This is a genomic window from Ruegeria sp. CF1 (assembly GCF_056537445.1).
This window is the reverse complement of the sequence record NZ_JBQFRN010000012.1, coordinates 108,673-128,253: the sequence shown is the minus strand read 5'-3', so window position 1 is coordinate 128,253 and position 19,581 is coordinate 108,673. Positions and strand designations below refer to the sequence as shown.

The following is a 19,581-nucleotide window of genomic DNA, read 5'->3' as shown; positions in this document are numbered from 1 at the left end:
TTCCGTTGATGTTATCCTTGACAGAATGAACTTAACAAAGCAAGATTATTATTGTTAACTCGGTTCAAATAATGAACCATACACTGGGAGGTGTAAATGAAAAAGTTTATTGCGGCAGCCGTGATGGCCGCCTCGGCAACGGCCGCTTTGGCAGAATACCCCGAAAAGCCGGTATCCTTTGTGGTTCCTTGGCCTCCGGGTGATCTTGAAGATGTCCTGACCAGAATGATCGCAGATGAATTTCAGGCGATGTACGGGGTACCGGCAGCTGTTGTGAACAAGCCCGGCGGCGGTGGTGGTCCTTTCCCCGGCGCAGTCGAAGTCGCCACAGCACCGGCGGATGGCTATACGATCGGGTCGTTTGTGATTGGTGTTCCGGTCATCGGGCCCGAGATTGGTATTCCTGAATTGAACCCGAACCCGTTTGAACCGATCGGCATCTTCCTGACCTACCCGTTCGTAATCGCGTCGAGCAAAGACGCCCCGTTCCAAAGCTGGGATGAGTTGGTGGAACACGGCAAGTCAAACGACGTGGCACTCGGCCACTTTGGCTCGGTTCTGCCACCCACGCAGGTTACTTTTGCCGCCGCTGTCAGCAGCGGTTTCGACTTTGCCAGCGAAGCCGCGTTCGATGCGCTGGACTGCAACACCTTGGCGTCCGGTGACGTTGATGTCATCAACACCACGCTCCAGCTTATTCTGCCCTGTCTGGATGAAGTGAACGTGCTGGCCAGCATCGGCGGCGACCGGATCGCTCTGGTACCGGATACGCCGACAGTGGTTGAGCTTAACCCAGACCTGCCATTGGCGCTGTGGAACGGACTGTTTGTTCACAAAGACACGCCGCCCGAGGCTCGCGAAAAAATCACCGCCGCAGCCCAAAAAGCACTGCAATCGGACAAGGCTAAAAAGCTTGCCGAAGAAACCGGTGCGCTGATCTATTGGCAGGATCCCAATGCTTCGAATGCCCAGATCGAGCAAGATAAAGCGTCATTCGCCAAAATAGAAGAGATTCTAGGCGAGTAACACCCCGGATCGAGGCGCGGGCAGTGATTTCCGCGCCTTCTTCATAGGGCTGGGAGGATGAAATGATCGCAAGAACGCTTCAGGACATGTTCAAACGGTATCGCCGTCCGGGTGATATTGTGTTTGCCGTATTGTTCCTGGCTTTCTCGGTGTTTCTACTGTCTCAGCTTGGGGAGCAGACGCAGGTCGTCAAGCGGACCAAATGGTTTGCTCAACCCGGTCTGTGGCCCACCGTTGCCGTGTGGTGCATGGTCTTGTTCAGCTTTTTGCATTGGCTCAGCTCTGCCTTATCCGATCGGATCGATGGTCGTTGGGCCGAGGTCGGGTTTTGGGTCCGGTCTCTGGAATATGTGGCTTATTTCCTGATTTATGTCCTACTGGTGCCACAGCTTGGCTATCTGCCGTCCACCATGTTGTTCGCGGTGTTTCTGACCCTGCGTTCAGGGTTTCGAGGCTCGGGCGCGATCGGCATCGCAGCCCTGTTCGGCTTCGTCGTCACCATCGTGTTCCGAGCGTTTCTGCAAGTCAAAATCCCGGCAGGGGCTGTCTATGAATACCTTCCCGACTCGATCCGCGCCTTTGCGCTGACATATTTGTAGGGAGGCACGTATGGATACCCTTCTGTCCGGTGTTTCAATCCTGCTGCAATGGCAGGTCATCGTGGCCTTGTTCATCGGCTCGATCGGTGGTGTCATCATCGGCGCGCTGCCCGGTGTGGGCGCTGCCGTTGCCATCGCCATCCTGTTGCCCGCAACCTTTGCCTTTGAGCCCATCGTCGGTCTGACCTTGTTGTTGGGGATTTACGGATCATCCATGTATGGCGGCGCGATCCCGGCCATCCTGATCAACACGCCGGGAACAGCGGTCAATGCGCTGACTACCTATGATGGCTATCCCATGACCAAGCGCGGCCAAGGCCACAGGGCGTTATCGCTGGCCTATTCAGCCTCATTCTTCGGAGGTGTCTTTGCGATCATCTGCCTTATGGTGCTCTCGCCCGTGTTGGCCATGATCGCCCCGCATTTTGGCAGCCGAGAGATTTTTCTGGCCGCGTTGCTAGGTATTGTTCTGGTCGTTTTAGCCCATCGAGGACAGATCTTTGCAGCAGGTATGCTTGCTGCCTTTGGCGTCTTTTTGAACACGGTCGGACTGGAGCCCGTCAAATATACGCGCCGCTACACTTTCGATCAAAGCTGGCTGGCGTCAGGCGTTGACCTGATCGTGGTTGTGCTGGGTCTGTTTGCGCTCAGCCAGGCATTTCTTTTGCTGTTGGAAAAGAACCATGCACCAGAAGACACTCACGTCAGCGGTAATATCTTTGCCGGATTGAAGGAACTGTTGGGCCTGAAACGGATCGCTACCGTTTCTTCAAGCATCGGGGTATTTATGGGCATGGTGCCGGGAACAGGTGAGTTCACTTCGCAGTTTCTGTCCTACACCTATGCTCAGAAAAGCTCGAAAAATCCCGACAAATTCGGCGATGGCTCGCCCGAAGGGTTGGTGGCATCCGAAGCCGCGAACAACGCCGTGCCGGGGGCAGCGATGATCCCCCTACTCGCCCTCGGTATACCCGGCGAAGCGCTTACGGCGATGATGCTGTCGGTCTTCTATGTTCACAACGTGATCCCCGGCCCGCAACTGTTTGAGAACCAGATGGATTTCGTCATGGCCCTATATATGGCACTGATCCTGCTGAATGTGATCGTTCTGGTCTTTCTGCTGTTTTCGACAAACCTGTTGTTAAAGATCATTCAGATTCCCACACGCTTCCTGGGTGTGATGATCCTGATCTTAGCCTTTGTCGGGGTTTATAGTTTACGCAACTCGATCACCGATTGCGCGATCGCTGCTGGGTTTGGTGTCTTTGGCCTAATCCTCAAACGGCTTGATCTGCCGATCGTCCCGATCATCCTGGGCATGGTATTGGGCGGAATCATGGAAACCAAGCTTCGCAGCGCAATGGCACGGGTCAAGACGCCACTGGACTTCATCGACCGGCCCATCGCAGCCATCCTGTTCTGCCTGATCGTGCTGATCCTGATCCTGCATTTCCGCACACTGTACTACGAGTTCAAAAACAAGCTGCGCCCCGAACCCCATGTCCCAGCCGTGGATTCCGACCACCCGAACCAACAAGGATAGCTTTCATGGAACAGTCTTCCATCAATGCCTTGCGCGTGCAGGAGATTGCCACACGCGGACACTTTATCAATGGCGATTTCCGTGCCGGTGAAACTGGCGCCCAGCATGAGGTGCTGTCGCCCATCGACGGCCAGCCTCTCGCTCAAATCGCCGAGGGCAGCCCGGCGGATGTGAATGCAGCGGTGCGCGCCGCGCGGACCGCGTTTGAGGATGGCCGGTGGTCGCGCATGGCCCCTGCAGGACGCAAGAAGGTTCTGCTGAAACTGGCGGATCTGATCGAATCCCGTGCGCTTGAGATCGCGGTGCTGGGCGTACGCGACAACGGAACCGAGATCAATATGGCCTATAAGGCCGAGGCGCTCTCGGCTGCGGCCACTTTCCGCTACTATGCCGAAGCCATCGACAAGATTTACGGGCAGATTGCCCCGACGAGCCACGATGTTCTTGGCCTCGTACATCATGCGCCTGTCGGAGTTGTCGGGGCGATTGTGCCTTGGAATTTCCCGTTGATGATCGGCAGTTGGAAAATCGCCCCTGCCCTTGCGGCGGGCAACTCCATCGTCTTGAAGCCTGCAGAAAGCGCATCGCTCAGCCTGCTTAAAATCGCTGAGCTGGCTGCCGAAGCCGGAGTTCCGGATGGCGTCTTCAACGTTGTGACCGGGCGTGGTTCGGTCGCGGGCGAAGCTTTGGCCTTGTCGATGGATGTGGACATCATGGTCTTTACGGGATCGGGCGCGACAGGTCGGCGACTGCTGGAATACTCGGCGCGGTCCAATTTGAAACGCTGCTATCTGGAATTGGGTGGCAAGTCTCCGAATATTGTTTTCGCTGACGCGCCTGATTTGGCGGAAGCTGCCAAAGTTTCGGCCGCGGGGATCTTCCGCAATTCCGGTCAGATCTGTATCGCGGGCTCGCGCCTGCTGGTGCAGCAGGACATCTACGAGGATTTTGTGGCCGAGATCACGCGCCACGCCGCAGCCCTTCGTGTTGGTGATCCGTTGGACCTGAACAGCCAGATCGGTGCAGTGCACAGCCTTTCAGAGCTGGAGGTCAACCTGGATTTTGTCTCAACAGCCGAGTCAGAGGGGGCTGAACTCCGCACAGGCGGTGACCGCATTCTGACCGAAACCGGCGGGTACTACATGTCCCCCACTGTCATGGCAGGTGTCAAAGAAACGGATCATCTGTTTCAGACCGAAGTCTTCGGCCCAGTCTTGGCCGTGACCCCGTTCAATGACGAAGCCGAGGCGATCCGGCTTGCCAATGCCACAGTCTATGGGCTCGCAGGCGCAGTCTGGACTTCGAACCTCAGTCGCGCGCATCGCATGGTGGCCGAAGTGCGGACCGGGGTCATGCATGTGAACACCTATGGCGGCTCGGACCTGACCGTTCCGCTTGGGGGCGTGGGTCAATCCGGGAACGGGCATGACAAATCTTTGCACGCGCTTGAGAAGTACTTTGAATTGAAAACCGCCTGGATAAAGCTCTGACTGCGGGGTGTCTGTACGACATGTCTTCACCGCTTTGTCTGGGGCCCATAGGTCGCATGAATAGGAGGAACCAATGACCACAAAGACAATCCTGCTGATTGGGACCTACGACACGAAAGAACCCGAGATGCGGTTCATCGAACAGGCGATCAAGGCGCAAGGCGCGGATGTATTGACGTTGGATGTCTCTGTATTGGGCGACCCTTTGGAGCCAACCGATATCTCCAAGCACGACATCGCCCAAGCGGCTGGAATGACCATCGAAGATGTCATCGCACAAGGGGATGAGAACAGGGCCTTTCGCGTGATGTCAGACGGTGCCTCAAAGGCCGTTACCCAAGCCTATGCGGATGGGCGATTTGACGGGATGCTGGCGACCGGGGGCACTATGGGCACCGATCTGGCCCTGGACTGTGCTCAGGCCTTGCCCATGGGGGTGCCTAAATACATCGTGTCGACCGTCAGTTTTTCTCCGCTGATCCCGCCGCACCGACTGGCTCCGGACATTCAGATGATCCTGTGGGCCGGGGGGCTCTATGGTATGAATTCGATCTGCCAGTCTTCGCTTGCGCAAGCGGCCGGCGCTGTTGTTGGTGCCACAAAGGCTGCCACAATACCGGATCGCAGCAAACCGCTGATCGGGATGACCAGTCTTGGATCCTCGTGTTTGCGCTACATGAAAACGCTCAAACCAGCGCTGGAAGAGCGCGGGTTCGAGGTTGCCGTTTTTCATTCCACCGGAATGGGCGGCATGGCATTCGAAAAACTGGCGGGTGAAGGGGCGTTTGCCTGCGTCATGGACTTCTGCATGCAGGAATTCGGGAACCTGATGGCGGGTTCCGTGGTCTCCAGCGGTGAGGATCGCGTGACAAATGCCGGGCGTGTCGGCACGCCACAACTGGTTGCACCGGGTGCGTTGGATCTTTTGGATTTTGCCGGATGGCAGGACATCCCTGACCAGTATGCCGACCGCCCATTCCATGAACATAATCGCCTGATAAAAAGCTCGGTCTTCAATGGCGATGAACGCCGTGCATGGGTGCGGGAGCTTACCAACCGATTGGAGGCCTCAACTGGCCCGGTTCACTTTTTTCTGCCCGTTCACGGGGTCGAAGCCTGGGACAAGGAGGGTGAAGAGGCGTATAATCCCGAAGCCCTGGCCGAGATGATGGATGAGGCCCGTAAAGTCATGCCCGGGCGCGTTCCTATGACCGAAATAGACGCACATATCAACGATGCCGCGTTTTGCGATCATGTATTGGCCCAGTTCGACGAATGGGTCGCAGAAGGCGTGGTCGCAACATAAATTCAGGATTTACGCCCGTCTTTATGATATACACGCAGGTCAAACACAGCCTCGGTGGCGGTGAGGTCGGGCGCATTCTTCCACGTGCGGCCGACTTGCAGCTGGATGCATAACCTTCACCGCTTGGATACTTGCTAAAGACTATTTTTCGGCGGAACCGTGTCACCGGTTCAAGGTGGCCAAAGACCTGCGCAGTAAGTGAAGAATTGAACTCAACAAATGCCCAGGATTAGCGACCCGTTCCGCCGGTGACGTTGCCAATATTGAGCGGCAACCAAACCGTTGGACCCGCATTTAGACGATCGGTCCAACCCATGAAAGGAGCGAGGAAATGCTAACCACGATTGCGATTTGGTATCTGAACCCAGAAACCCGGTCCGAAGGTATTGCTGCACTCCGGCAGCTTGCTAGGGACGTCAAGAAAAACGAACCTGATACCTGGGGTTACCTTGTGCACTCAGGTGGCGCGGACTCGGTCCCGCCATGCGATGACGATAAGACTGTGTTCGTGGAAATATCCACGACAGTGACTTTGGGCAATCGATAAGAACCCAACGGGCGCGCATTACATGCCAGTTGATGGTGAAACAGCGAAACTAACGCATCGCCAGTCATCTCCCGTCAGCAATCGCTTTCAGAGACGCAAATGTGGGCACGCAAACGCAGACGCGAAGACCTAGGGTGTTTTCTGGACCGTGAATAGCTCAATCTCCGAGGGATTGGACTTGCAAAGGTCCAGACCCTATTAACCGCAATCAGCCGCCGCTCAGTCGTAAGCTGCCGTCACGATCATTTCGACCTTCAATACATCACGGGCGAGCTTGGATTCTCCGCAGGCGCGGGCGGGCGCGTGGCCTTCGGGCACCCAAGCGTCCCAAACGGCATTCATCTCGGCAAAGTCTGCCATATCCGCCAACCAGATTTCGCATTTTAGGATGCGGGTCTTGTCGCTGCCTGCCTTTTGCAAAAGATCCTCAACCTTGGCCAGAATGTCCTGCGTCTGATCTGCCACGGTCGGCGCGTCCGAAGTCTGACCGCACAGGTAGGCAACGCCGTTGTGTTTGACGATCCGGCTCATGCGCTGACCGGTTTCGATGCGGGTGATTGTCATAACTTGTACTTTCTCATTGTTGAATTTAGCAGTGATTTGAGCTGCCCACGGCACACGCGTTGAAATGCCAATGGGAGCCATAGATCAGAAGCCGGCATTCCGAGGCCGAGTTTCCTTCAAGTCAGATTGTCCGCCAGTTCATTTTGATATCCAAAAAGGGCCGGCAGCCCGCCGGTGTGCAGCAGAATGACCTTCTGACCCGGTTTAATCTTCTGGCTTTCAACCAGATGCATCAAACCGGCGAATGTCTTGGCGGAATAAACCGGGTCGAGGAAAACCCCTTCGGTCCGTGCCATTTTTTCCAGTGCGGCACGCGTTCTTGCGTTCACTTTGCCGTAACCTGGCGGCAATGCATCGTCATAGACATCGATCCGCGCCTGCAATAGAGCGGCATCAACATCCAGCAAGTTTGCAAGTTTCTGTAGAACGATCATCATGCGGGCGTGTTGCTTCTTGCGATCTCTACGCACGCATATTCCAAATACCGGGGCCGTGCTGCCTTCCAGTGCTAGACCGGTCAGCAAACCGCCATGCGTAGCACCACTGCCTGACGGCACAACCACCGCATCGAAATTGGGCATCTGGGCGCACAATTCCTGTCCGCCAACGACATAGCCCAACGCCCCAAGAGGTGGATGATTCAAGCCCAGATGAATGACGTATGGCGTGCGGCCTTGGGCCTTCAATTCGTCAGCACGCGCGTGCAATGCCGCGTCGGCCCCGGCTTCGTCTTCGCCCTCGGGATAGCTCATATGCTCGGCACCCAGAATCTGTGCCAAAAATACGTTCCCGGACCTGTAATACTCTTCGTCCATATTTGGGACACGCTCTTCTAATTGAAGCACGGATTGCATGCCCAGCTTAGCGGCCGCCGCAGCTGCAGATCGGACAAAATTGGACTGAACAGCACCGGTGATTAGAATGGTATCGGCACCTTGTTGCTGTGCATCGCCGAGGTAGAATTCGAGCTGCCGTGTTTTATTGCCGCCAAACACAAGCTCTGTCAGATCATCGCGCTTGAGCCAGAGATCGATCCCCAATTCCGCTGACAACCTGTCCAAAAGTTCCAGAGGTGTCGGGCCCGACATAAGCCGGGCGCGAGGAAATCTCTCCAGATTGTCGTTTCGTTGCATCGTGTACCTCCCGGGATTATGCAATCATATAGGCGCGCTGGAACAGGACACAGCAAGCGATGAAAGAAACCACGCGGATCGCGGCTATGACGACCGACTGCGGCAAGTAAGGGCCCCCTGCCCGTCCAAGCAGGCTGCCTACCAGCGTGATTATGACAAAGCCGAGCAGTTGCGGCCCGTATGTGATGGCCTGCGTTTCGGACAGGCTGTGCAACAGGAATGCAATGCCATAAGCCACCAGCGCGATGGGTTGCACCAGCTTGGCCACCTCTTTGGCTGAGCGGCCCTTTGCGATCAAACCAAACACCATAAGTGGGCCCGGTGTTGCCGCCCAGACGGTTGCAAGCCCGGACAGTCCTGTAATGGCTGAAAACCCAAAACGCCCGATTGTGCCGCGCAAGGGAAGCAGGGTGGTGATTAAGCCGATCAACAACAAGCAGGCCGTCAAGGCCAGAACAAACGCCTCGTTCAACAACGGATAAACAGTAAGACCGGCAACTACACCGACACAACATGCGATGATAGCATTAAGAATGAGTGGCTTGTTGTTCTTCAATACATGACGATCCGTCGCGACTACTGACACAAGGGTATTCAGCAACAGCAATATGGGAACTGCCGTCGAGGTGCCGAGCAGGATCATCATCGGGGGACCCGCGATGATACTGAAACCGATGCCCACGCCAACCTGCAGCATTGCCCCGAGGCAAATGGTGGCCATCAAAATAGACAGATCAATGGTCACATAGCACTCCTGCAGCTTTGGCATTGTTGCAAGACCTCAGATATCCTGAGGTTACGGCCATGGTCCATGTCATTCCTTCATTCGAATTGATTGGCACGCACTAACGCTGCCAGGGCATCAATCCAGAGTATAGCTCGCGGGCCGCTACGGAATGTGCCATTTGCGCAAGTGTCGTCAGATCATACACGGGTAGGCGCAGTTCTTCCTGAAGGCGCGATGCGTAGGGCGGCAGGTCTGTACACTCCAAAACCAGTGAGCGGATATCAGGGGCCGCAAGCATCAGGCTACGGGCTGCGTTCAGGACCTCGGCCTCGATCAGGTCTGTGTCCATACGGGTGCGGGTATTCCGCAAGATCACTTCTGCAAATTCACTAGTGTCCTCCAGTCCCTTCACCGCCACCGGAACACTGGCGGCACCGACGCCTTCAAAATGCTGGGCGGTCAAAGCAGACGCGTCTGCAGTCAAAACACCCACCGGAGCGTTCGCGCCGGTCATGTGATAAGCCAGCGGCACCTGGATCAGGCTGGAAGCAAACACCGGAACTGAAACCGCTGCAGCCAGTTCTTTTTGAAACAGCGCAAGAAAGCCACAGCTGCCGGTAATGGCGCGCACGCCTTCGGCCTCAAGCCGTTTGGCACCTTCGATGAAGGGTTCAAGCAATTCCGGCGTAGGGTTGTTCAGAAGTGTCGGGACAGTCACCCCGTCGATCATTTCATACAGAACCGGAAATGGCAGGCTGGACGGATTCTTGATATGGCCCGGTGGCTTTGGGAAATAGCTTTCAAGGCAAAGCACACCGATTGAGGCCCCGCAGATATTCTGGCCGCCTTGATAAATTGGCATTGTCTTCAGGTCCTTTTTTGATTTGAAAGTTCAAAACCGGGTTGGTGTATACGGTGCTAGATCGATATTCGGGATGCGATCCGAGACGATATCCGCAACTAGCTCGCCGGTTTTCGGGGCCATCATCAGCCCGTAATGAGAATGCCCGAACGCTGCATAGAGTCCCTCTTGGTCTTTTACTTGCCCGATTGCGGGCAAGCTGTCCGGGAATGACGGGCGCCGACCCATCCAAAACCGCGCCTCACCTGTATCAAGCTCGGGCATCATGGCCTTGGCCTGTTGGGACAGGATTTGCTTCTTCCGTGGGTCAGCGGGTGCATCGGCGCTGCCGAATTCAGCCGTACCGGCGACCCTAAGCCCCCCAAGCATCGAACTTGCGACCACCTTTGCATCCACATCCATGACCGAGTTGTTCAGTTCGACCGCAGGGGTTGGGAATTCGACATGATAGCCCCTTTCGGCCACGAGAGGCATAGGCAATCCCAATGGTTTCAACAGGTCGGCAGACCATACGCCTGCCGCAAGAACAACATGGCTGGCGGTTAGCGTATCCTGCGCAGTTGCAATCTGCCAACCACCCTCTTCTGCGGGGGTAAGCTTGGTGACTTCGGTTTGCACAATTTCAGCACCTTGCACTTGCGCCTTTTCGGCCAAAACCGCTCCCACGCGTCCCGGAGCGGTTACACGCGCTTGCCCTTTGATCACAATCGCACCTTTGAACGCTTCGGACATAGCGGGCTCCAATCGGCGCAGTTCGTCACCGTCGACGCGTTCCAGATCGCCGCCTTTTTCTCGGCGGATAAGATATCCAAGCCCGTCCAGATCAGCCTGTTCTGGTCGGCGAAAGGCGTGGATGTAATAGCTATCGGTGATCAGGTTCTCGTGCCCGGTACCATGTAAATGACGCCGGTACAGATCGACGGAGGGGCGACAAAGAACCTCCATCGCGTCCGAGACTTCGCGAACAGTTTTTTCTCCTGAGTTTCCGAGAAATCGTAACCCCCAAGGAATCATTTTGGGCCAGAAGCTGGGCCTAACTGACAGCGCGCTCTTTGGGTCAAGCAGCATTTTGGGCAGCATTTTCCAGATACCGGGCATTGCTTGCGGAATGATCGACCAAGGCGAAACCACACCAGCATTCCCGAACGAGGTTTCCTGACCCGGCTCACCTCGATCGATCAGCCGAACCTGAATGCCCCGTTCCTGCAGCGACAAAGCGCAACAGATGCCGACGATCCCTGCGCCGATGATGGTCACTTGTTCTGTCATCAATTCAGGCCGGAGATTGGCTGCGGCTGCGCGCGATCAACTGGGTGACGATGACGGGCGAGGCCACGGCCAGCGCGATCAAATCTGCCGTCAGGCTGGGCGCGACAAAGATAATCCCCGCAAGGGCCATCAGAATCCGCGCCGCAACATTCATCGGTTTCAGCCAGTAGCCCACAACCGCAGCCGATAGGGCGATGACCCCGGCGATACAGCTGGCGGCGGTGTAAGTGAACTCCCAGAAATTGAAGCCGGTTGAGGATACGAACAGCAGAACTGGCGCATATACGAAAGCCATCGGCGCAATCACCTTGCCCAATCCAAGAGTGAATGCCGACAGGCCAGTGCGGAACGGATTCGAGTTGGCAATTGCAGCAGCCGCGTAGGCTGACGTACAGACCGGTGGCGTGATCTCGGACACCACGCCGTAATAGAGCACGAACAGGTGGCTGGCGATGGGCGGCACGCCAAGCTGCGCCAGTGCAGGCTGTGCCACCGAGACCAGCATGATGTACAGCGCTGTGGTCGGGATACCCGCGCCCATCAGGATACAGACGATGGCGATGAAGACCAGTGAGATGAATAGCTGCAGGTCTTCCATGGCAAACAGCTGGAAGCTGCCGAAAGAGATCATGTTGTAGATATCTGACGCCAGATTGCCCGCGCCCTGTGTCACCATGAAGCCAATGCGAAAGCCGATGCCAGTGGTGTTGATCACTCCGACCACGATGCCAACCGCAGCCGCTGCGGCACCAACGGCCAGCGAGTACTTCACGCCCAGTTCGACCGCTTGCAGCATCTCGGGCACTTCAATCCGTTTCTGTGGATTCAGCGTGGCAATAACCGACAGGCCACAGAGGATTGCGGTCATCGTCAGGTCGAACCCGCCATCCGAGAATTTCCAGAGCACAAAAGCCAGGAAAGCCGCGGCATAGACCAGCGTTGGCGGCTGCTTGATCCGCGACATGCCCGCGATAACCGCCAGAGAAATACCGCAGAAAGCGGACATGAACGGCGTGTAGCCCGTAAACAGCACCACCAGCAGGCCGATCAGTGGCATGATATTGGCCCAGCCTTCCGCCCAGACGGCTTTGAGTTGCGGCAGTTGCTCTTTCGCCAGGCCCTTCAGGTTCAGCTTGCGTGCCATCAAGTGCACCACAGCGAAGACGCCGACATAGTGCAGAATTGCCGGGAAGATCGCTGCGATCACAATGGTGGTGTACGGAACCTCAAGGAACTCGGCCATGATGAAGGCTGCAGCGCCCATGATCGGCGGAGTGATTTGGCCACCAGCAGAAGACGCAGCCTCAACCCCGCCCGCAAAATGGCCAGGGTATCCGAGGCGCTTCATATTGGGGATAGTCAATGCTCCGGTCGATACGGTGTTGGCCACCGATGAGCCCGAGATCGTGCCAAAGAAAGCCGAGGACACCACTGATACCTTTGCCGGACCGCCAGTATAACGGCCCGCAAGTATAGTCGCGTTGTCGATGAACAGCTGCCCCAGACCGGTGCGCTGAGCGATGACCCCAAACAAAACAAAGTGGAATACGATGGTCGAAACCACCCAGAGCGTGACGCCGTAGATACCTTCCTGCGGGAAATACATCGACGAGACGAAGGTTTTGAAATTCACGCCTGGATGCTGCAGCAGGCCGGGGAAATACGGCCCCAGCAGGGCGTATGAGATGAAAACACAGATGATAAGGGGCAGTACCCAGCCCAGCGTGCGCCGCGCAATGTCCAGCACCAAAAGGATGATGACGACGCCCAGAAATACATCATAGTTGTTGGGGTTGCCCATCCGGAACGTTTGTTCCTCAATCCCAAGGAACGGAATGCCGCGCCAGGCAACGCCGACGTAAAGCGCGGCAATGATGCCAAGCGCCATGAAAACCAGATCATAGAGCGGGATGTTACCGATGCGGAACCGGCTGACCTTAAGTGCATATAGGCTTTTGGCCCCGACAATCGGGATTGTGGCGTAGACCAGAATGAACAGCAGGGCGAGATAGATGCCCATGTGCCAGTGGTCTGCGGGCAGGCCGAATCCGGCCGTGAAGAATTCGTAGAACGCTAAAATCAGGGCCACAACACGGAGAACTTTTCCAGCGGTGGGCGTCACCTGCCGGACGGCGGCACCTTCATCGAACTGTTCCTCGATGGCCGCTAGTTCCTCGGCTGTCAATTCGTGGTCATCAAGTTTCTGGGTCTCGGACATGATGGCCTCCCGATTTCGCATAGTTCCAGTGTGCGGTGCCCCACATAGGGGCACCGACGATACAGTTCAGTCTGTTACGTTTACTGAAGAAGTCCGGCCTCTTTGTAGAACTTCTCGGCACCCGGATGCAGCGGAACACCCAATGCCTCTACACCATCCAGCGCGGTATCGGGCGTGATCTGCTTACCCTTGGCATGGCCGTTGTCCAGTAGCTTGCGGGTGTTGTCGTTCCACAGGGCTTTGGTCAGCTGATAGACCAGATCTTCCGACAGATCCGAGGACACGACCAACATAGCACTGACCGCAGGGGTCTTGGTTTCCGCGTCTATGCCTTCATAGACACCACCCGGAATGGCCGAAGGGATATAGGCCGGAATGATCTCGTTGATCTTGGCCAGATCTTCATCGCTGAACGAATGCAGGTTCATGCCTTTGGTCGAGGACAGTTGCACCATCGCAGCAACTGGCCAGCCCGCAGCGTAGAAATAGGCGTCTAACTGACCGTCAGCCAAACGCTCGGCGCTTTGACTGTTGTTCAGTTCGGCTTCATCCATATTGTCGCGGTTTACACCCCAGGCGTCGAGCATCTGCAGAACAGCAACCTGCGTACCCGATCCAGCCTGTGCGATACCGACGCGCTTGCCTTCCAGATCACCCAGGTCGTTGATCGTCTGACCGGCGGGCAGCACGAGATGCAGGTCCTCGGGGAACAGATTTGCTACGATGCGAAGGTTAGGATGAGGTTTACCCTCGAACTTGCCTTCGCCCAGATACATTGAACGGGTCACATCGGCTGCGGCCAGACCGGCCTCAAGCTCACCATTCTGCACTGCGGCATTGTTGAACACCGACGCTGTCGTGGATTGCGCGATTGCGATCAGGCCCGGGACGCCACATTGGCCACCTTCTTCGCACGGGCGAGATCCCGGAGGGGCAGAAATTCCGTTGGCGATGGTGCCGCCGATGGGGAAGTAGGTTCCGCCTGCGCCACCGGTCCCGATGCGGAAGAATGTTGGATCCTGCGCCAGCGCAGGGGCGGCAAGCGCGCCTGCCAAGGCCAGTCCGGTCAAACATTTCACGAATTTCATAATCATCTCCGTTGTTGGATCGCTGGATTCGGTTTTCCCGAATTCGATCTTCTCAGCGTAGAGACGATTCGCATAAATGCAAATTTTTTATACTTCACAAAACTAAGGTTTTATTTATACATTAACCATGAACCTTATGCAGCTCACAGTGTTTCGCGAAGTGATGGAGACCGGCTCTATCTCGCAAACTGCCAAGAAACTGAATCGCACTCAGCCGGCGATTAGCCTTGCGTTGAAAAACCTGGAAAAAACGCTGGGACTGACCCTGTTTGAACGCAAGGGAAGACGCCTGGTTCCGGTTCCTGAAGCGCACTACCTTCTGGCCGAAACCACAGGCATTCTGGACCGTCTCGCCACCATCTCCAGCACAATGGAAGGGTTGATCAAAGGGCATGCAGGCAGCCTGAACATCGCAACGATGCCCGGACCGTCCGCCTTTTTGTTCCCGCGTTTTATCAGCCAGTCGGTCGGAGAAAACCCCGATATTCGCATCACTCTTTCCACCCGCAGTTCACCTCAGATTATGGAGCTTGCAGGGACCCAGAACATCGACTTCGGATTTGCTGATTTCGAACATTCAGCGGGCAAAGAACCGCAGTACTCTGCCGAACTAATCAAAGCAGATTGCTTCTGTGCCATTGACCGCACCCACCCACTTGCTTCGCGTAAGAGCCTGACACTGTCTGATCTGAACGATACGCCCATGGGCGGCTTGCATGCGTCACACCCATTCCAGCGCAAAATCCGGCAGGAATTCGAGGAGGTCGGTGCTGAGTACAATCCGACAGTGACCTGCCAGTATTTTCAGCCGCTCATCCCCTTCGTCAGCTCCGGGCAATGTTGCAGCATCGTTGATCCGCTGACCGTCGTGACCGAGCAAGAATTGAACCTGTCCGACGGAAAGGTCGCTTTTTTGCCATTCAAGAAACCGCTCAGATATGAATACGCGATCCTTGAACCCAACCACCGGCCGCCGTCTCAACTGGCTTTAAAGATCAAAGCTGGATGGAAAGCCGAGGTCTTAAAAATGTTGGAAGACGTGAAGGCGAATCCTCACACAGAATGGATCTTCCAGGCCGGGCGTGAGTAAAACTGATCGGCCCCAATGAGTTGATCTCTTGATCGCTCGAAGCGATTTACAGCGTCAAGTTGATTTGAGAAGAAAGACGGCTGGTCGCAATTCACGGATTTAGAGTAACGCAGTTTTCGGTCGACACCGATGACGCACCAACCATCGAGTATTCATACGAATTGTTTCAAAGGAGCGTTTCAACCGTTTCAGATGGCTCAACAATTACCCCTTTTGGACACAATTTTGTCCCAAAATAAAATGTAATTGCACTCAATAGTTATCAATGTGGCATGATCATGATGCTTGTCGTCCAAATACCGGCGCTTAACGAGGAGGAAACCCTTGCCGAAGCGATCGCGGCAATTCCCCGATCGATTCCTGGCGTCAGCAAAGTTGAAGTACTGGTCATCGACGACGGCTCCACCGATCGGACCGTTGAAGTCGCCTGGAACGCCAAAGCTGATCACGTTCTGGAAATGAGCAGCCATGTCGGCCTCGCCCGTGCGTTCAGTGCCGGCATCGAGTATGCGCTTTCATTGGGCGCCGATGTGATCGTCAACACCGATGCAGACAATCAGTATTGCGCTGAAGACATTCCGGCCCTGATTGATCCGATACTGAAGCGTAAGGCACAAATCGTGGTCGGCGCTCGCCCGATCAGAGAGATCGAGGGCTTCTCGCCGTTGAAGAAAACCCTTCAACGGCTGGGCAGTTGGGTCGTGCGACTGGCTAGCAAGTCAGAAATCCCTGATGCGCCCAGCGGATTTCGCGCCTATTCCCGAGATGCCGCTGCCCGACTCTGTGTTGTCAACACTTATACCTACACTCTGGAAACCATCATTCAGGCCGGACGCAAACATATCCCGATGACCTCGGTGCCTGTTCGGGTCAACAAGGTAACACGCCCGTCTCGTCTGTTCAGAGGTATCGGAGAGTATGTCACCCGCTCAGCAAGAACTATTCTGCGCGTTTTTGTGATCTACGCGCCATTGAAGTTCTTCCTGACGCTTTCGGCAGTATTCGCCTTGCCTGGCTTAATCGGGGTTGGACGATTTCTCTATTATTACGCGACAGACGGGGGGGCCGGGCATGTTCAGTCGCTGGTTCTGTCCGGTGTGCTGCTGGCAATGGCCACGATACTGTTCGCCGTTGGTATCCTTGCCGATCTTATCGCCACCAACCGTAGCCTGCTGGAAGACATCCGGGCCCGAGAGTTGCTGCGCGCGCCGATTAGACCTACTGAAGTAATTTCCCTCGACCCGGTCAGGGCGGTAGAGAATGGATAATCCGGCGCTAGGCGATCAGCGAAACGCCGGATTGGTAGGGGCTATCACTCTTGATCGAGTGGTACGTGCGAGCATTTTCGTTGTCTTCGTGTTTATGCTGGTGCTGGCGTATACTCACAATGTGAATTGGGACGAATTCTATTTCCTGTCACATGTCCATGCCTTCCTCGACGGCCGATTGGACCGTCCAATGCAGACCTTCTTCGTGCATGGTTTCACATGGCTCGATGCGCTGCCGGGTCATGAGATGGAACAGATATTTGCAGCCCGGCTTGTGATGGTTGCATGTGTCGGGCTGACCACAATTTCTGTGCACCGTATCGCCCTGTATTTTACCGAACAGCGATTTGCCGATATCGCTGCTCTGGGTTTCCTGACTTCGGGCTACGTTTTGGCCTATGGCGCCAGTTTCCGTGCCGATCCCATTGCTGCGGCGTTACTGACTTCTTCGATTGCAATCTTGCTGACCACGCGCCTGTCTGTATGGCAAACAATGGCCGCAGCGCTTCTGAGCGCTCTGGCCGTACTGGTTACGATCAAATCGGCACTCTATCTGCCCGCATTTCTGGCCGTGCTGATATGGAGGATCGAAGATCGAATAGCGGTACGGCGCATCATTATTACGGGTATCTTGGCGGCTGGCATTTGCGTGTCATTCTACCTCTGGCATGCGTCTGGCATTCGCGTCGCCGAAGGTAACCAGACGGCAAACAATGCAAAGGACGCGTTGAATACGACGCTGTTGAAAAGCGGCTTATTCCCACGATCAACTGAATTTATGAGCTGGGCTATGCTCAGCCTCCCACAGATCATTCTTGTGGGGATCGGACTGTGTGCCGGTCGGAATGCTCGGCGGGTCCTGTTGATTGCGCTCTTTGCTGCACCGCTCCTCTCGGTGGTGATCTATCGCAATGCCTTTGTCTATTTTTACCCCTTCGCTACCCCGCTCCTGATGGCAGCCGTCGCGATCGGAGCACAAAGGCTTGGGTCATCACGACGCTCGGCACAACTGGTGATGGTGATGCTTGCGGGGCTTTTTGTCCAGACAGCCCTAGCACTGCAAGATCGTGCAGGAAACCAACGCGCCACTATTGCGGAAATTCATCGCCTGTTCCCAGATCCGGTCGCCTATATTGATGACAGCCACATGATCGCAAGTTTCCCGAATCCTGGTTTCTTCATGTCAGGCTGGGGCGTTGCACGCTATCAGGCGGCGGGCCAGCCCGTATTTGCCAAAATCATCGCAGAACAGCATCCGCCTCTACTTATCGCCAACAAAACTGCTCTGACGCTGACGATGGACCCAAGTTTGGCCAATGGAGCCGAGCCTGTGCTGCTGCCTGAGGACCACAAGATATTACGTGAGTCATATGTGCACTATTCGGGATCGATCTGGCTTGCCGGAGGATCAGTGACGCTGACCGGCGAACCGGTTGAATTGGCACTTCCGTTCCCCGGGAAGTATCGGGTCGAAACCAGCCAGCCAGTACAGATTGATACAAGTGCCGTCGCATCTGGAGACATTCTCAGCATTGGGGCCGAGGCAGTAACAATCAACGGACCGAAACGTGTTGCTGTCAGGCTGATCTGGGATACTGGTGTGGCTCCGGTTGCGCCAGAAAGCTTGGATCGAGAGGTTTATACCGGCTTCCGGATGCTTTCGCCATGAATGCCGATATGCCTCTTTCCCCTCCGGTGGTCAGCACCACTCCGATACCATCTGAGCCCGGCAACAAGCGGGTGATTTTTTGGGGAACATATGATCTCAGCAAACCGCGTACTCGAATTCTCCGAACTGGATTGCAAGAACTCGGCGTAGAAGTAATTGAAATCCACGCAGAGATTTGGCCCAAACACGCGGATAAAAGCCAGTTGAACATGGCTGTGATGATCCGAGTGTTGTTCAGCGCGCTCTTGGCCTATCCGCTTCTGATCCTGCATTATTTGCGTGCGCCTCGTCATGATGCAGTGATGGTTCCCTATCTTGGCGCGCTCGATACATTGGTGTTGTGGCCCTTTGCCCTGCTACGTCGGCGGCAGATCACCTGGGACATGTTCCTTTCGCTTTACGACACTGTCGTTAACGATCGAAGTATGGTTGGGGCCAAGTCACTGCCGGGCCGGATGCTTTGGGTCACTGAATGGCTGGCCTGCCGGGCAGCGCATCATGTCTTGCTCGATACGAAGGCGCATGCCGAGCATATTGCACGGATCTTCAATTTGCCTGAATCCAGGATTGGAGCAGTGCCGGTGGGAGCTGAGCCGGGATCCTTCCAGCGTCTGCCTCCTCCTGCGCGCCACGACGGTCCCACTAGAGTGTTGTTTTATGGACAGCTCATCCCGCTGCATGGGCTTAAAACGATATTGACGGCAGCTACCTCGGATCGAGGTCGCGATATCAATTGGCACCTGATTGGCACCGGGCAAGAGCGCCTATTGCTCGAGACAGCTCTGGTGGATGCGGAGCATAAGCATATCTCCTGGCAGAAGTGGGTTCCCTATGAGGAACTGACTGAGGCAATTTCAAATGCCGACATCTGCCTCGGCATTTTTGGCGCCTCAGGCAAGGCTGCGTCAGTGGTGCCGAACAAGGTTTATCAGGCGCTGTTGTCAGGGCGTTCAGTGATCACCCGGAGCTCACCTGCCATGATCGAAACATTTGGCAACGAAGCTCTCGGGGTGAAGCTTATCCCTCATTCAAATCCCGAAGCGCTGCTGGATGCCATCGCTGAATTGAGGCACGAGGGCTATCCGGTAATGCCTGAAGACAGACTGAAAATGGCCCAGCCGCATGAGATCGCGCGGACTCTTTGCGGATACTTGTTTCATTGTGCACCTCAAGCCGGATAAA

17 protein-coding genes are annotated in these 19,581 nt (G+C 55.6%); 10 read left to right on the top strand and 7 right to left on the bottom strand.

Translation table 11 applies throughout. From position 1 onward, the window contains the following. Window positions 1-96: 96 nt before the first annotated feature. The 6 genes from ACRZ96_RS18110 (at window position 97) to ACRZ96_RS18085 (ending at window position 6,511) form a co-directional block, all read left to right on the top strand. Window positions 97-1,026: a tripartite tricarboxylate transporter substrate binding protein gene (locus tag ACRZ96_RS18110; protein ID WP_480706065.1), complete on the top strand. Its 930-nt coding sequence runs from the start codon at window positions 97-99 to the stop codon at window positions 1,024-1,026. Between the two features lie 62 nt (window positions 1,027-1,088). Further along, the gene (locus tag ACRZ96_RS18105) at window positions 1,089-1,625 is read left to right on the top strand and encodes a tripartite tricarboxylate transporter TctB family protein (protein WP_170394014.1); all 537 of its coding nucleotides are present in this window, start codon (window positions 1,089-1,091) and stop codon (window positions 1,623-1,625) included. 10 nt (window positions 1,626-1,635) lie between these two features. Next, window positions 1,636-3,168, top strand: coding sequence for a tripartite tricarboxylate transporter permease (locus ACRZ96_RS18100; RefSeq protein ID WP_170509171.1), 1,533 nt, complete (start codon window positions 1,636-1,638; stop codon window positions 3,166-3,168). 5 nt (window positions 3,169-3,173) lie between these two features. Continuing rightward, entirely contained in the window at window positions 3,174-4,658 is a 1,485-nt protein-coding gene (locus ACRZ96_RS18095) for an aldehyde dehydrogenase (RefSeq protein ID WP_480814908.1), read from the top strand. A 73-nt stretch (window positions 4,659-4,731) separates the two neighbouring features. Next, a complete protein-coding gene (locus ACRZ96_RS18090) occupies window positions 4,732-5,964 on the top strand; it encodes a Tm-1-like ATP-binding domain-containing protein (protein ID WP_480814907.1) in 1,233 nt (410 codons plus the stop codon). A gap of 331 nt (window positions 5,965-6,295) precedes the next feature. Continuing rightward, entirely contained in the window at window positions 6,296-6,511 is a 216-nt protein-coding gene (locus ACRZ96_RS18085; RefSeq protein WP_480706059.1) for a hypothetical protein, read from the top strand. Between the two features lie 219 nt (window positions 6,512-6,730). Here ACRZ96_RS18085 and ACRZ96_RS18080 read toward each other — a convergent pair whose 3' ends face one another. The 7 genes from ACRZ96_RS18080 to ACRZ96_RS18050 form a co-directional block, all read right to left on the bottom strand. Continuing rightward, window positions 6,731-7,075, bottom strand: coding sequence for a RidA family protein (locus ACRZ96_RS18080; protein WP_170394035.1), 345 nt, complete (start codon window positions 7,073-7,075; stop codon window positions 6,731-6,733). 116 nt (window positions 7,076-7,191) lie between these two features. Continuing rightward, window positions 7,192-8,208: a D-cysteine desulfhydrase family protein gene (locus tag ACRZ96_RS18075; protein WP_480706057.1), complete on the bottom strand. Its 1,017-nt coding sequence runs from the start codon at window positions 8,206-8,208 to the stop codon at window positions 7,192-7,194. A 16-nt stretch (window positions 8,209-8,224) separates the two neighbouring features. Beyond that, window positions 8,225-8,977 carry a TSUP family transporter gene (locus ACRZ96_RS18070; protein ID WP_480814906.1) on the bottom strand — a complete coding sequence of 251 codons (753 nt, stop codon included), beginning with the start codon at window positions 8,975-8,977 and terminating at the stop codon, window positions 8,225-8,227. Between the two features lie 76 nt (window positions 8,978-9,053). Then, window positions 9,054-9,797 (bottom strand): aspartate/glutamate racemase family protein, encoded by a 744-nt coding sequence (locus ACRZ96_RS18065; protein WP_480814905.1) that lies wholly within the window; start codon window positions 9,795-9,797, stop codon window positions 9,054-9,056. Window positions 9,798-9,827: 30 nt separating this feature from the next. Continuing rightward, window positions 9,828-11,066: an NAD(P)/FAD-dependent oxidoreductase gene (locus tag ACRZ96_RS18060; RefSeq protein ID WP_170611509.1), complete on the bottom strand. Its 1,239-nt coding sequence runs from the start codon at window positions 11,064-11,066 to the stop codon at window positions 9,828-9,830. A 4-nt stretch (window positions 11,067-11,070) separates the two neighbouring features. Further along, window positions 11,071-13,284 (bottom strand): TRAP transporter permease, encoded by a 2,214-nt coding sequence (locus ACRZ96_RS18055; protein WP_480706051.1) that lies wholly within the window; start codon window positions 13,282-13,284, stop codon window positions 11,071-11,073. Between the two features lie 80 nt (window positions 13,285-13,364). Continuing rightward, entirely contained in the window at window positions 13,365-14,372 is a 1,008-nt protein-coding gene (locus ACRZ96_RS18050; RefSeq protein ID WP_170394045.1) for a TAXI family TRAP transporter solute-binding subunit, read from the bottom strand. A gap of 148 nt (window positions 14,373-14,520) precedes the next feature. On the opposite strand from ACRZ96_RS18050, the gene ACRZ96_RS18045 reads away from it, so the two are divergent. The 4 genes from ACRZ96_RS18045 to ACRZ96_RS18030 all read left to right on the top strand — a co-directional run bounded on the left by ACRZ96_RS18045 (window position 14,521) and on the right by ACRZ96_RS18030 (window position 19,580). After that, window positions 14,521-15,462, top strand: coding sequence for a LysR family transcriptional regulator (locus tag ACRZ96_RS18045; RefSeq protein WP_480502950.1), 942 nt, complete (start codon window positions 14,521-14,523; stop codon window positions 15,460-15,462). A 281-nt stretch (window positions 15,463-15,743) separates the two neighbouring features. Next, the gene (locus ACRZ96_RS18040) at window positions 15,744-16,730 is read left to right on the top strand and encodes a glycosyltransferase family 2 protein (protein WP_480814904.1); all 987 of its coding nucleotides are present in this window, start codon (window positions 15,744-15,746) and stop codon (window positions 16,728-16,730) included. After that, window positions 16,723-18,399 carry a hypothetical protein gene (locus tag ACRZ96_RS18035; RefSeq protein ID WP_480814903.1) on the top strand — a complete coding sequence of 559 codons (1,677 nt, stop codon included), beginning with the start codon at window positions 16,723-16,725 and terminating at the stop codon, window positions 18,397-18,399. The genes ACRZ96_RS18040 and ACRZ96_RS18035 overlap by 8 nt, the downstream gene beginning before the upstream one ends. A gap of 209 nt (window positions 18,400-18,608) precedes the next feature. Beyond that, the gene (locus ACRZ96_RS18030) at window positions 18,609-19,580 is read left to right on the top strand and encodes a glycosyltransferase (protein ID WP_480814902.1); all 972 of its coding nucleotides are present in this window, start codon (window positions 18,609-18,611) and stop codon (window positions 19,578-19,580) included. Window position 19,581 lies beyond the last annotated feature (1 nt).